The sequence below is a fragment of the Actinophytocola xanthii genome, assembly GCF_001921205.1.
Taxonomy (GTDB): Bacteria; Actinomycetota; Actinomycetes; order Mycobacteriales; family Pseudonocardiaceae; genus Actinophytocola; species Actinophytocola xanthii.
Genome location: NZ_MSIE01000015.1, coordinates 14,555 through 28,595 on the forward strand (window position 1 = coordinate 14,555; position 14,041 = coordinate 28,595).

Sequence of the window (14,041 nt, forward strand, 5' to 3'; positions counted from 1 at the left end):
CCTCCTCCCGGTACTCAGGCACCCTCACGCAGGATGACTTCCTGGCGGGCCGGGCCCGAGTTCCCGAGGCGGTGGTTTTTGATCATCTCGGTGATCAGGTACCGCCGGGGCTTGACGGTCGCGGTGTGCAGCAACTGGTCCGGGCCGACCTCGAACGGCTTGCCGAGACCGACGAGACCGGCCGAGGCCGTGTCCCAGCTCTGCTGGTCGAGCTTCTTGCCGTCGCGCATGCAGACCACCGGGGTGGGCACACCCTGTTCGTCCGGGACCACTACGACCTCCTCCGCGTCGGGGAGCCGGCTCATGAGGATGTCCTCGAGCTGCAGGCAGCTCTCCACGCCCTCGATGCGGTCGGCGACCCGGTCGAGGACCTCGAGCTGGCCGGCCTTGCCCCTGCGGCCCCAGTCCCCGGTGTCGAACCACTTCCCGTGCCGCCGTCCCCAGTACTTGTCCGGGGTGCCGACGAAGGAAAGGGCCCTGGCCGGGGTCTTGACCTGGATCATGCCCGGTTCCTTCTGGTCGGCCCGGCGCTCGCCGGTGTCCGGGTCGGCGATCCTGGCCCGCACACCGGGGATGGTCCAGCCGACGCTGCGGGTGTCGCGGTCACCGGCCCGCCGCACCGAGCCCAGCGTGTAGAACCGGACGGTCACCGGCTGGGTCTCGGTCATGCCGTAGCACTGGTACCAGGCCGGGTACGCCCGCCGTGAGGACTCCAGCAGCCGCCGGATGGTGCGCGGGTGGATGGCGTCGAAGGTGTTCAGGAACAGCCGCAGGCTCGCGAACGGCGTCGAGGGGTGGTCGATGAGCTTCTCCCAGCCGACGTACGCGTTCGGGTGACTCTCCACAATGGTCGGGCGGTACCTGCTGAACATGTCGAGGATCGTCGCGTCGTCGTGGTTCCCGATGCCGAGCAGGGGAGTGCCCCTGGAGAAGGACGCGTGCTGCGTGACCGCCCCCCGGACGTGCACGTGGGAGATCACGCTCGCGAACAGGTCGTCCGGTGAGTGCAGGAACGGGACGACGGACTCGATGAGGGACGAGAACGACACACCGGTCGCCGACGCCTCCGCGAGCTTGGACACGCCGGTCGTGCTCGACGTGTGGGTGATGATCATCGGCTCGTCGTCACGGCCGGGGTTCGGTGGCGGCACCGGACCGCCCCACAGGTCCGCCACCGGGATGCCGCCATCGATGGCGGCGATGGCCGTGCAGTTCAGGGCCTTGAGCCTGGCGGCGTCGAGCCCGACGCGGGCCGCGACCGCCTCGTCGGTGATGATGAACCGGGCACCGATCCGCTCGAGCAGGATGTTGATGATGTCCGGGTCCAGCCGGGCGGACAGCAGCGCGGGAACGGCGCCGATCCTGGCCGCGGCCCACGCGAGGGACTGGATGTCGTAGTTCGGCGTCTTGAGGATGACCACCCGGTCCCGTTTGGCCACTCCGGCCTGCTTGAGCACCGCGGAGAACTGCTCGATCAGGGTGGCGCACTCGACGTAGTCCAGCTCGACCCGCTGCTGCGGATCCCAGGTGAAGGGCTGGTCGAGGTAGATGGGGACCCGGCCGTGCCGTTCGGCGGCGAGCTCGGCCATCACCCCGAGGTTGACCGGTTTGACCACCGACACCCGCTTCCTGGCGAACTGGGCGCCGAGCTGCCGGACGAAGGAGGTGCGCCGCTCGGAGAGCGGGTGGGCGGACCTGTGCGTGGCGTCAACTGTGGACATCGTGGCTCACCTGTTCTTCCGGCGTCGGGATGTGGCGGCGGCGCCGCTGTTCGCACCGGCCGCCGCGAACGTGCGGCGCTCGGCTTCGAGGAGTCGTTCGTACTCCCTGGGGTCCACGAGCAGGTGCCCGGACGAGTCGTGGAACCGTTTGTCCTGACGGCGCCTCGAGTCGCGGATCGCCGACCACATGTGTCCGCGTGACGGGAGGGTGACCGCTCCGGTGAGCAGGTCGCCGATCCATTCCGACTGGTGCTCGGCGACCGGCATGAGCGAGGTCATCGAGTGGACCAGCCCGACGAAGTACAGGCCGTCGATCTCCGGTGGCACCACCATCTGGTACAGCGGCGGCGCGTCGTCCCCGTCGCCGACGATCTCGTCGTCGAGGAACGGGTAGGCGATCCGGTAGCCGGTGCAGTGGATGATCACGTCCGCCTCGACCGCCTGCCCGTCGGCGAAGCGGACCGTGCGGCCCCGGACCGACTCGACCACCGGTTTCGGCGAGATCCGGCCGTGCACGATGGCGGGGAGGAACTCGCTCGTGGAGATCAGCGGTCCCTGTCCCGGCTTGTACGGCGGCGTCGGCAGGCCGTAGGCCGACATGTCGCCGTGCACCAGCTTGATCATCAACGTCAGCAGCGGCCGGCGTTGTTCGACCGAGAGCTTCTTCATGAACGGCGACAGCTTGTCGATCGGCCGTCCCTCGAGGATCTTCGGCACGACGTAGTGACCGGTCCGCGCCGACAGGTGCGTCGCCTTGGCGACCCGCGACACCTCGGTGGCGATGTCGGCGGACGTGGCGCCGAGCCCCAGAACCACGACGGTCTTCCCGGCGAACTCCTCCGGACCGTCGTAGTCGAAGGAGTGCAGCTCCCGGCCGGTGAAGGTGCCGTCGTAGGAGGCGTAGGCGGGAACGCCGTGCCGTCCGCCGGATGCCACCAGCACCGCGCGGTACCAGTCACCGGTGCCGTCGGCCAGGGTCACCCGCCATCTTCCGTCGGCTGCCCGCTCCACCTGGGTGACCTCGGTGCCGAACCGGATGTGCTCCCGCAGGCCGTAGTGGTCGACGTAGTCGTCGAAGTACCGCGCCACCTGCGTGTGGTGCGGGTACTCCGGCATGTCGTCCGGCATGGGGAAGCTCGGGTACTGCATCACCGTCTTGGAGGTGTTCGCGGCGAGCGAGGTATAGGCGCAGCTGCCGCTGCCCGGCGAGTAGCGCCACAGCCCGCCGACCTCCTCGCCGCGCTCGAAGCAGTCGAACGGGATGTCCCGTTGCGCCAGCGCACGGCACATGGCGATGCCGGCTGGTCCTGCGCCGATCACACAGACCCGGCCGTCGGAGTCCCCGTCCGGATCGCCGTCCGGGATGCCGGGGCGTACCTCGCTCGCGATGTCAGTCGTCATCGGAACCGGAGCTCCTTCCGCGGTCCGCGCGCAGGCCCGCGATGCCGAGCAGGGTGGCGAGGAGTGCGGCGCCGGTGTCGACGGTCGCCGACTTGGTCGGCTTCCCTTCGCGGTAGGCGAGCAGTCCGGCGGCGACGTCCAGCGTGTCGCAGGCGATACCCGCCTGGAACCACAGCCGCCGGGCCGTTCCCCGGCTCAGCAGCAGACCGCCGACGAAGGCCAGGTTGCGTGCGGCGAACAGGCGCACCAGGTACCTGCCCTCACCGTCGTCGGGGATACCGAACACCTTCGCGCCGAGGGCGGGCGCGAGGATGGCGCCGCCACCCACGGTGCGCAGCGTGCTCAGCAGCAGGGCGGGAATGTTGTTGCTCATGATGCGAGAACCTCGATGTCGCGCTGATGGGTTGGGGTGGGTTCTGCCGCGAAGCCGGACTGGCGGACGATGACGCCTGCCGCGCGCAGCGTCGCCACGTCCGCACGAGGGTCCGCGGACTGCTCGGGGAACGAGAGACCCGGCGGCAGGTGGTGCCCGGCCAGCCCGAGTACGCGCTCGGCCGCGCAGACGGCGCCGACCGCGCTCAGGTGTGCCTGCCCGGCAGGGTCGAGGACGTCGACGCGCACCGTGCGCCCCGGACCCTCGGCGGTGACCGTGATGCCCGCGAAGTCGCCAGTGCCCGGCCGTTCCAGCAGTGCCGACCGGACGCGGTGCAGCACGGGCCGTGTGAGCGCGCGCAGGACCCCCGTTCGTTTCAGCCCGATCAGGGCGTACAGCGACGCGGGGTCCAGCAGCGCCAGCCGGGTCTCCACCGTCGGCACGCCGAGGGTGCGCGGCAGCGTGATCTGCTCCAGGGTGCCCACCAGCGCGGCCGGACGCTCGTTGCCGTCGGCGCACAGGACCCGTCGCACACCGGTCAGCGGGTGCGCGGCCTGCCGCCTGCCGCGGCGCATCGGGTAGTACGGCCAGGCGAGGCGCTGGCCGAAGCCCTTGGAGTCCGGTCCGACCTCGTCGTCCGACGATGCCAGCGCCGTGATGTCGAGCCGGGACACCTCGCCGTGCTCGCGCACGGCGGCGGCGGCCATCAGCGCGGCCACTCCCGCCATCCAGCTGCCGGAGAGCAGCACGGGTGCCGATGCCGACGCGCAGGTCACGGCGACCGCGGCGTCGAGCACGCTGGCGTGTCCGCCGCGGTTGATATCGGCGATGGGCAGACCCCGTGCCGCCGCGTCGGCGAGGAGGTGGTCGGCCGGATCGCTCGCCGCGGCCAGCACCGCGGTGGGGCGCACGGGAAGGGACGCGAGGGGATGCTCGGCACCGGTGTCGACGGCGGCCGTCGACGCGCCGATCGCCGCCGCGAGGGCGGCTCCCCGCTCCGGCGTGCGACCGCCGAGCACGATGCCGAGGTTCGGGTGGCGCTGCCGGAGCATCCTGGCCACCTGCGTTCCGACCAGCCCGTAGCCGCCGACGATGAGCAGCGTCGGTGTCTTCCTCGTTTTACTGGACATGACCCGTCAACTCCTCTGCCCGGCGCCCGGCCGGTCGCTCGCCCCGCTCGCGTGCGAGCAGCTCGCGCGCCGCCCTGCGCCCGGAGTCGATGGCACCGCCCATGGAGCCCAGCTGGTGGACGCCGGTCTCGGTGCCGGCCCAGTGGATCCGGCCGATCGGCGCACGCAGTGCCGGGCCGTGGGCGGTGAGGGTGCCCGGCGTGGCGTACCCGTGGTAGCAGCCGCGGGTGAACTCCTCGTCCAGCCAGTTCTGCTCGACGAAGTCGACCACCTTCGCCGCCCGGGGTCCGAGACCCTTGGCGAGACCGTCGAGTACGGCGCTGCGGCGCTCGGCAGGCGACAGCAGGGTCAGGGTCCGTGCGGCCCGCCCGGTGACGAAGGCGGACAGCACGCCGGGGCTGCCGTCGGCAGGGGAGGTGTCGAACGCGACCCGGAAGGGGCCGTCGGTGCTGGTCACCTGGCCGCTGCGGCCGTCGGCGCGCCAGAACGGCTCGTCGTAGATCGCGAGGCACTTGATCGCCGAGCCCGCGGGCATCCGCTGCGTCAGCTGGTCGCGGAAGCCGGCCAGCGCCGGCGTGTAGGCGATCCGCCCGGCCAGGGTCACGGGGACGGCGACCACGACGAACCGCGCCCGTGCGGTGAAGCCGGGACCGCTGACGACGACCGAGTCCGAGCGCTGCTCGATCCCGCGCACCACCGCACCGGTTCTGAGCTCGTCCGGCAACCGCGCCGCGAGCTTGTCCGCGACACTGTGCGCGCCGCCGTCGAACCGGTAGCGCTGGATGCCCTTGGTGACCTCCAGCAGGTAGCGGAACCCGCCGGACGCGTTCGCGTAGGTCAGCACGTGCAGCATGGACAGGTCGGCCGGCCCGGCGCAGTAGGCGGCCTCGACCGCCATGGTGAGGAACGCCCGTGCCGGTGCCGTGGCCACGTTGCGCCTGCACCAGGACCAGAACGTCTGGCTGTCCAGCTTCTCGGCGTCGGGAGCCGTCCAGGGCCGGTCCGGCGGGACACGTCGAGCGAGGCGTTCGATCTTCAGCACTGCCCGGCCGAAGTCGGGGAGGGCCACCGGACCGAGCCGCAGCGGGATCAGACCGCCGTAGGTGAACCGCTTCCCGTTGACGAACGCCACCCGCTCGCCGTCGTCGTACGTCGAGAACCGCTCGACGCCGACCGACCGCGCGGTCTCCGCGATGAGGGTGCTCTTGTCGCCGAAGTACTCACCGCCGAGGTCGACGGCCTTGCCGTCGCCGAGTGCGTACCCCTTGAGCCGCCCGCCGACCCGCTCCCTGGCCTCCAGCAACCGCACCGTCCACCCGGCCTGCTTCAGCTCGCGGGTCGCGGTGAGCCCGGCGAGACCGGCGCCGATCACGATGGCGTCCGCCTCCATGCGCGGCTCGTCACTCACGTGACGCGCCTCCACGGCCTGCTCAGCGGCTGCCATTCTGCACCGCCCCGGCTTCGGAAACGCTGCCGTTGACGGTCCCGACGGTCTCCACGGTGCTGCTGGTGTCACCGTCGGACTCTCTGGCATCGCCGGCGGGACCGGCGGGCGCGACGAGGTCCTCCGGCCTGCGCCGGTCCAGCGGCGCGGGTGTGACCTCCGGAGACTTGAGCGAGGGCCTGCGGTTGATCCACCGGCGGCGAGGCTCCCCGGCGAGCAGCGTGATGGCCTCCCGGACGAGCGGCAGCCGCTTGCTCTTCCCGGTCAGCAACCGCTTCCCGGTCGCCAGGCCGAGGTCGCGCAGGGGCAGGACGTCGTAGTAGTCCGTCCGGTGGCTGAACAGGTCGAGGAACCGGTCGAGTTCTCCTCGTGCCTGAAGTCGTTGCACGGCCTCGGGAACCATCGACGGGAAGGCACCCGCCTTGCCGACGTCGGCAGCGAGCCAGTAGTAGCTCTTGAACCTGTCGTCCCGCCAGGCACCCCACCGGCGAAGCTCCTCGTCCAGTTCGTCACCGGAGCCGTCGAGGCCCGTGATGATCGCCGGGGCGAGCGCCTCGACCTGGAGGAAGGCATCGCCGATGCCTCGGCCGATGGCGGGGTCCTTGAAGTGCCCCGAGTCGCCGACCAGCACCCAACCGGGACCGGAGGGCTGGCGGAAGTAGCCGTCGAACTTCCGGATCCCGGAGATCTCCGTTGCGATCCGCGCGTCGGCGAGGGCCTCGGCCGTCGTGTCGCAGCTGCGCATGTGGGCGAGCAGCCCGAGATCGGTGTGGTGGCGGAAGTAGTCCTTCTCGTGTTGCTCGGGGGAGACCCCGACCAGGTAGAGCCCGTTGTCGGCCGGACCGGCCCACACCATCCGGTCGCCCCAGCGGTGGAAGACGAACATGTCGTCCGCCGCCGGGTCGGCGCCCTCGAAGAAGGTGAAGTAGTACGACCGCTCGCTGGGGTTCACGTTGTACTTGCGCGCACCGACCATGTAGCCGACGGTCGAGGACCGGCCGTCCGCGCCGACGACGAGCGGCGCGTGGAGCGTGGTGTCGGTGTTGCCCTTGCGGACGCGGACGCCGGACGCCCTGCCGCGGTCCCACAGCACCTCGACCACCTTGGTGCCCATGCGGACCTCGGCACCGGCCTCGGCGGCCGCGTCGGCGAGGATCGAGTCGAGCAGGTGCCTGCGGAGGAACGCCGCTCCGCCGACGTCGTCGAACCGCAGCGGCCACCTGGTGGTGATCCGCAGCTCGTTGAGTCGCAGGTCCACCTGCCGCATGAACCGCACACCGGTCCTCGCCACCGGGTCGAGCACCCCGAGCCGCTTCAGGAACAGGAGTCCGTCCGCCTCCATCAGGTGCGAGGACAGGGTGGTCTTCGGGAAGGTCGCCTGCTCCACCACGACGACCTTGAGTCCCGCCCTGGACAGCAGCGTCGCGAGCGAGGCCCCGGCGCACCGGCCGCCGACGACAATCACGTCGTAGTCGGTGCTCGCACGCGTCCTCCCGGCCTTTCCGGTTGCCCGGTAACGTGTCGACATCGCCACTCCGCCCTAGGCCTGGACCGGGGTCGAGAAGTCTTCCGTCTCGACGTCCTGGAGCAGTCCGGCGTTGAACCGGCCGTAGGCGCCGAGGTCGAGCAGACCGTGGCCGCTGTAGTTGAAGACGATCGTCGCGTCACGACCGGTGCGCTTGCAGTCGTTGGCGATGTCGATGACCGCCCGGATGGCGTGTGCGCTCTCCGGCGCCGGCAGGTAGCCGTGGAGCTGCGCGAACGTCTTCGCCGCGGCGAAGACCTCCGTCTGCGGGAAGGCGCGGGCGTCGAGCAGGCCCTCGTGCCGGAGCAGACCCACCAGCGGGGCGCAGCCGTGGTAGCGCAGGCCGCCCGCGTGGATCGGCGGCGGCACGAAGTCGTGGCCGAGCGTGTAGGTGTAGGCGGCGGGCGCCTTGCCCTGGGCGTCGGCGAAGTCCAGCCGGTACTCGCCGTGGGTCAGCGTGGCGCACGCTTCCGGTTCGGCCGCGAGGATCGTGATGTCGGCGCCGTTGAGCTTGTCCTCGAGGAACGGGTTCGCGAAGCCGCCGAGGTTGGAGCCGCAGCCGACGGAGGCGACCAGGTAGTCGGGCGTCCGTCCGATGATGGCGAGTTGCTCGCGCAGCTCGAGACCGATCACCGTGTGGTGGAGCAGGCAGTGGTTGGAGAACGCGCCGACCGCGAGCCGGCTGCCCGGGTCGGCGTACACGCTCTCGATGGCCTCGCTGACGGCCGTCGCCTCGCTGCCGGGGTGGTCGGGGTCGGCGGCGAGCAGCCTCTGGCCGAAGTCGGTCGTGGTGCTCGGGCTGGGCCGGACCTCCGCGCCGTAGGTCTCGATCAGGTGGCGGCGGTAGGGCTTCTGGTGGTAGCTGGCCCGAATCATGTAGACGAGCAGGTCAAGGCCCATGAGCTTGCAGGCGAGGGCGAGGGCGCTGCCCCACTGGCCGGCGCCGGTGTCGGTCACCAGGCGGGTGTGACCGTCCCGCTTCGCGTAGTACGCCTGCGCGAGGGCCGAGTTGAGCTTGTGGCTCCCGCTGGGCGAGGTGCCCTCGTACTTGAAGTAGATCTGCGCGGGCGTGTCGAGCTCTCGCTCCAGCGCCAGCGCGCGGATCAAGGGGGTCGGGCGCCAGAGTTGGTACGCGTCCCGAACCGGCTCGGGAATGGAGATCCAGCGCTCGGTGGATCTTTCCTGTGCTGCCATCGCCGGAGTGAGTAATCGGTCCATGAACTCACGGGTGACCGGCTTTCCGGTGGAAGAGTCCACATATTCTTCGGGAAGCCTCGGCAGATCCGGGATGACGTTGTACCAACGGGTCGGAATCCGATCGACCGGGAGGTCGATGCGCTCCGAGATTCCTATGTTCTTCATTATTCCTCCAGAACCCGGTCGACGAGGCTGCCATCGTATGGCCGAGGTCGGGAACCGGGTCGGGATCGGGTTTTTTGGTGATCGAGGTTCGAGGCGTTCTCGAGGAGGTTCTGCTTGCCGTGACGACGGCACTACCGGCCGTCGTCGACCTCAGCGTGTGACGAGCTCGTCGAGCGGTTGTGGGTCGCCGTTCCCCCACGAGATCCCCTGCACGTGGCTGGTGCGGAGGCCGACGAAGTTCATCTCCCCGTAGACGCCGCCGGTCTTCCCGGTGCCGCCGTGGGTGGACAGGTAGGAGGTGAAACCGATGTGCGAGTCGTTGATCTTCAGCATGCCGCCCTTCCGCAGCGAGGCGGCCACCTCGTCGGCGATCTCGCGGGAGCCCGTCCACAACGAGTTACGCAGGCCGTACTCGTTGTCGTCGAGGAACTCGACGACCGCGTCCAGCAGGTCGGCATCGTCGGCCGGATCGCCCTCGCCGGGCACCACGACCGGCAGCAGCGGGAAGAAGGTCTCCTCGCGGACGGCCGACAGGCGTCGCGAGTCGGCGAGCCCATCGACACGGATCACCGTCGGCTGGAGGAACACGCCGTCGGCGGCCTCCTCGCCATGCACGTCGACCCGCCGGCCGCCACACAGCACGGCCGCGCCCGCCGCGCGCGCCTGGGACAGGAAGTCGAAGTACTTGTCCGTCTTCAACACCGGCGACAGCAGGGTCGTCTCGTCCTCGGGGAACCCCGGTCGCAGCGCCTCGACCAGCGGGATCAGGGTTGCCAGGAACTCGTCGGCCACCGCGGGGTGCACCACGGCGTACTTCGGGACCATGCAGATCTGGCTCGATCCGTAGAAGCTCTCGATCAACGCGCGCGCCGCGGCGTCGAGGTCGGCGTCGCGCCACACCACGAACCCGTCGTTGCCCGCCAGCTCGAGGATCGGCTTCTTGCCCCGCCGCACGCACTCCTCGCCGAGCCGCAGGCCGGCGACGCTGTCACCGAAGAAGAACACGTCGTCGACATCGGGATCGTCCAACCAGCCCTCGAGCACCTCGTTGGCGCCGGCGGAGATGACGTTGACGGTGCCCGCTGGGGCGCCGTACTGCTCGAGCACCGGCACGACGATCTCGCGGTAGAACCAGGCCACGCTCAACGGCGACGACCTCGGCGCCTTGACGACGAGCGTGTTCCCGGCGAGCAGCGCGAGGATGCCCAGTCCTCCGTTGGACCCGGCGGCGTTCTGCGGCGGGTTGATGCAGACGACGCCGTCCGGCTTACGGACCAGTTCGACCGTGCGGCCCTGGAAGTCGTAGGTCTGGTGCAGTTGGGTGCCGTACCACTCGATCGTCGCCGGGTCGCAGCCGCGCAGCACCCCGCTGATCTCCCAGCGGGCGAGCCGGCGGGGGTGACCTTCCGCGACCAGCAGCTCCTCGAACTCCTCGACGCGCGAGAGCACCGCGTTGTGGATGTCGTTCAGCATCTTGGCCCGCACGGCGAGCGGGGTGCGCCCGAACTCGCGGCTGGCGGCGCGGGCCGCCCGCACCGCGTCCCTGCCGTGCTCGGCATTGCAGCGGGCGACCCTTCCGACGACGTCATCGGGAATTTCGCCCTCGTGCTTGCCGAGTTCGAGCTGCCGTTTCATCCGGAAGGTTCCTCGACCGTCGCGGAGATACGCCGACGCTTTCACGACGTACGTCCAACCCACCCCCTCGACGTCCTTGCCGTTGATATAGGCCGAGTAACTGAGCACGACAAGCCTCCGATGGGACGAAAAGAAGGGTTTGGTGAGAAGAATTCCCGGTAGCGTACGCTAACATGGACCATGAGTCCAGACACCGATCTACCCGGGGAGCATCATGCCGGAACACGTGCTCGAGCCGTACTCAAGAATTGCTCGCGCTGAATTTACTGGTGGTCAGAAAATTGGTTGTCTGCTCAGTCACGGCTTCACGTCGAGCCCGGCCAGCATGCGGCCGATGGGGGAGGCGCTCGCCGAGCGGGGGTACGCGGTCGAGGTGCCCAGGCTTCCCGGCCACGGCACCACGTGGCAGGAGCTGAACCGGACCACCTGGGCCGACTGGTACGGCGAGGTCAACCGCGCGTTCGACAAGCTCGAGCGCACCTGCGACCACGTGTTCGTCGGCGGTCACTCCTTCGGCGGCGGGATGTCCCTGCAACTGGCCGCGGAACGTCCGGACCGGGTGGCCGGCGTGATCCTGGTGAACCCGTCGGTCATGAACGCGCGCAAGGACGCGATCGCGGTCGCGGTGCTGAAGTACGTCGCCTCGTCGGTTCCCGGCATGGTCAACGACATCAAGAAGCCGGGCGCGGAGGACTGGCTCTACCCCCGGATCCCGTTGCGCGCCACGGCTTCGCTGATGGCCGGGCGGTCGCGGGTGCGGTCCTACCTGCCGAGGGTCACGGCTCCGGTCATCTTCTTCCGGTCCGTCGAGGACCACCTGGTGGACCCGCAGTCGGCCCGCGCCATCCTCACCCTGGTGTCCTCCGAGGAGATCATCGAGCGGCGGCTGGAGAACAGCTACCACTTCGCGACGCTGGACAACGACGCCAAGCAGATCTTCGAGGAGAGCATCGCCTTCGTGGACCGGATCGTGGCCGATCGCGCAACAGCAGGCTCGTGACGCGCTCGCTCCGGCCTCGTCCGGTCCGTCGTTCAGTCGACGGTGAACGAGCCGGAGCCGCGCAGCTTCACGACCACATCGGTCCCGAGCAGCTGCGTCGGCGTGTGGTAGCCGCCGTCGGTGACGGCCGTGTCGAGGAGAGCCGCCACCGCGGCCAGTGCGCCGTCGACGGTGATGCTGTAGATGTTCGCGGTGGTGATGCGCGCGGTCCTGCGTTCGCCGGTGGCCGTGGTGGCCTCGCCCCACACGCGTACCGGGGTGGCCTCGCGCGCGTCGGCTCCCGGCCCGCGCACCGTCCTGGCGACCAGCCACTTGAGCCCCCGCTGGACAGCGGGCCTGGACAGCAGCGGACGGAGAATCCCACCGAGTCGGACGGCCAGCAGCTGTGCCGGCTGGATCCGCACGTACACCTCGATGTTCGGAATCGCGGTGGTGTGGAAGGCGCTGGACACGTCCGCGCCGGGGAAGGTCATGGCGAGCCGCTCCCCGGCGCCGAAGTCGATGCGTCGGGTGCGCCAGGCCTGGGGCACGGGGACGACCCGCCCGTCGACCCGCACGCGACCGCCGCTGGACAGACCCTCGACAATCGTCGTGGACGTGCCGGGTGACAGGCGGAACGGAACGTCGAAGCCGAGGCGCAGGTGCGTGGCGTCGGGAAGGGCCGCGTGCAGGCGCGCCGCGACGCAGTCGGTGGGGATGACGTCGAAACCGACTCCTGGGCACAGGACGACGTTCGTGTTCCGCGCTTCGGCGTGCCGGCTCCGTGCCAGTTCGAACACGTCGATCTCACCGGTGATGTCGAGGTAGTGCGTGCGTGTCCGCAGGCAGGCCTCGATCATCGGCGCGGCGGTGGCGGAGAACGGTCCGGCGCAGTGCAGTACGAAGTCGACACCGGCGAGTTGACGAGCGATCTCGTCCGGGTCGGTGAGGGGAAAGGCGCGGTGTCGCAGCCCGAGTTCGCCGGCGAGGAGCGCGATCTTCTCTTCGTTGCGCCCGGCCAGGATCGGGGTCATACCGCGGTCCGCCGCGGCGCGGGCGATGAGCTCACCGGTGTAGCCGTTGGCGCCGTACAGCAGCCAGGCGGTCGTCGTCATGGCGGCACCTTAGGGGAGGTCAACCGGCCCGCGAGGGGCATTCGAGCCGTCTCCTAGCGATTTCGGAGTGAGCGTCTGTCCGGTCGCTTACGATCACCCTGGAGCCCCTGGTCGCCCCCGCCGCGAGCGCCACGTGTGCCCCGCCCACGACCAGTTCTTTCCTCGTTCAACGTAAAGGTGAGTGTCATGACGTATGTCCGGAGATCCTCCAGAGCTGTCGGAATCCTGTTAGGCGCGGTGCTGACCGCGGGCTCCATAGTGGCCGGAACACCGGCGTCGGCCGAACATCTGGCGGGGGAGGCCAGCGCGCTACCCACCGCGGTCGTCTCGCTCGGCGACAACGGGATCTCCGGGGAGGGTGCGGGTGGTTACGAGCCGGGTACCAACGGTGAGAACGGCAACTGGTGCCACCGTTCGGTCCACGCGATGGTGCACAAGACCACGCTTGCGGCGAAGACGGTCAACCTGGCGTGTTCCGGTGCGAAGTCGGCGCACGTGGGCTTCGGCGGGCCCGTGCACAACACGGAGGGTTCACAGGCCGAGCGCCTGACCACCGTCGCGCGCCAGTACCGGGTTACGACGGTGATCGTCCGCGTCGGGTCGAACGACGACCCGCAGTTCTCCGGCACCGTCGCGGCCTGCATCGGCGCCTACCTCTACCCGGAACGACCCGACTGCTCCTCCTTCCTGCGCACCGAATGGCCCACGCGTCTCGCCGCGATGGCGCCGAAGGTCAAGGCCGCCCTCGTCGACGTGCGGACCGCGATGAGCAACGCCGGGTACGGCAGCTCCTCCTACAAGCTGGTGCTGACCTCCTACGCGTCGCCGATCACCGAGCGCATGGACGCGGCCTCGCAGCAGGCGGGCTGCCCGTTCCGCCTGACCGACGCGCGCTGGGCCAGGACCGAGGCGGTGCCGCAGCTCAACGCGGCGCTGCGCAGCGTCGCGTCCCAGGTGGGCGCCCGGTTCCTGGACCTCTCGAGGGCGACTGAGAACCGCGAGGCGTGCAGCCGCGGGTCGAACCCGGCCGCCGAGTGGCAGACCCGGATCACCGTCGACCCGTGGCGGATGGTGAACGGCCAGCTCACCCCGGAGGAGAAGGTCCGCGCCGGGGAGTCGTTCCACCTCAACGCCACCGCGCACGCACAGGTCGGCAGGTGCATGACGGAGTTCGTCCAGTCGAACGCCTCGTACGCCACCTGCCTGGAGCGCTCGGACGGCAACCTGCACGCCGTCCTCTCGTAGCCGTCAGGCGGCCTGGTCATCGCCGAGTGGGGCACGCTCCCGTTGGCGGACATGGCTCCAGACATCCTGGTGGTCGCCGTAGCCGCAGCCATCCTGCGCCCGAAATTCAGC

The 14,041-nt window shown here is 70.0% G+C and carries 11 protein-coding genes; 2 read left to right on the plus strand and 9 right to left on the minus strand.

Annotated elements, in window-relative coordinates:
• Positions 1–14 precede the first annotated feature (14 nt).
• From BU204_RS10225 to BU204_RS10260, 8 genes are all read right to left on the minus strand, one after another.
• Positions 15–1,721 (minus strand): AMP-binding protein, encoded by a 1,707-nt coding sequence (locus BU204_RS10225; RefSeq protein ID WP_075125377.1) that lies wholly within the window; start codon positions 1,719–1,721, stop codon positions 15–17.
• A 6-nt stretch (positions 1,722–1,727) separates the two neighbouring features.
• Positions 1,728–3,122, minus strand: coding sequence for a flavin-containing monooxygenase (locus BU204_RS10230; protein ID WP_075125378.1), 1,395 nt, complete (start codon positions 3,120–3,122; stop codon positions 1,728–1,730).
• Complete coding sequence (locus BU204_RS10235; protein WP_075125379.1) at positions 3,112–3,495, minus strand: hypothetical protein; 384 nt, start codon at positions 3,493–3,495, stop codon at positions 3,112–3,114. The genes BU204_RS10230 and BU204_RS10235 overlap by 11 nt, the downstream gene beginning before the upstream one ends.
• Entirely contained in the window at positions 3,492–4,625 is a 1,134-nt protein-coding gene (locus tag BU204_RS10240) for a hypothetical protein (RefSeq protein WP_075125380.1), read from the minus strand. The genes BU204_RS10235 and BU204_RS10240 overlap by 4 nt, the downstream gene beginning before the upstream one ends.
• Positions 4,615–6,033, minus strand: a complete 1,419-nt coding sequence (locus tag BU204_RS10245; RefSeq protein WP_158073430.1) for a flavin monoamine oxidase family protein — start codon at positions 6,031–6,033, stop codon at positions 4,615–4,617. The genes BU204_RS10240 and BU204_RS10245 overlap by 11 nt, the downstream gene beginning before the upstream one ends.
• A 22-nt stretch (positions 6,034–6,055) precedes the next feature.
• Positions 6,056–7,597 carry an NAD(P)/FAD-dependent oxidoreductase gene (locus tag BU204_RS10250; protein WP_075125382.1) on the minus strand — a complete coding sequence of 514 codons (1,542 nt, stop codon included), beginning with the start codon at positions 7,595–7,597 and terminating at the stop codon, positions 6,056–6,058.
• A gap of 12 nt (positions 7,598–7,609) precedes the next feature.
• Positions 7,610–8,956 carry a TrpB-like pyridoxal phosphate-dependent enzyme gene (locus tag BU204_RS10255; protein WP_075125383.1) on the minus strand — a complete coding sequence of 449 codons (1,347 nt, stop codon included), beginning with the start codon at positions 8,954–8,956 and terminating at the stop codon, positions 7,610–7,612.
• A gap of 150 nt (positions 8,957–9,106) precedes the next feature.
• Entirely contained in the window at positions 9,107–10,591 is a 1,485-nt protein-coding gene (locus BU204_RS10260; protein WP_233159955.1) for an aldehyde dehydrogenase family protein, read from the minus strand.
• Positions 10,592–10,805: 214 nt separating this feature from the next.
• On the opposite strand from BU204_RS10260, the gene BU204_RS10265 reads away from it, so the two are divergent.
• Positions 10,806–11,591: an alpha/beta hydrolase gene (locus tag BU204_RS10265; protein ID WP_075125385.1), complete on the plus strand. Its 786-nt coding sequence runs from the start codon at positions 10,806–10,808 to the stop codon at positions 11,589–11,591.
• Positions 11,592–11,623: 32 nt separating this feature from the next.
• Here the strand turns inward: BU204_RS10265 and BU204_RS10270 are convergent, their stop codons facing one another.
• On the minus strand, positions 11,624–12,685 hold the full coding sequence (locus BU204_RS10270) for a saccharopine dehydrogenase family protein (protein WP_075125386.1): 1,062 nt from the start codon (positions 12,683–12,685) through the stop codon (positions 11,624–11,626).
• A gap of 186 nt (positions 12,686–12,871) precedes the next feature.
• On the opposite strand from BU204_RS10270, the gene BU204_RS10275 reads away from it, so the two are divergent.
• Complete coding sequence (locus tag BU204_RS10275; RefSeq protein ID WP_075125387.1) at positions 12,872–13,930, plus strand: GDSL-type esterase/lipase family protein; 1,059 nt, start codon at positions 12,872–12,874, stop codon at positions 13,928–13,930.
• Positions 13,931–14,041: the final 111 nt, after the last annotated feature.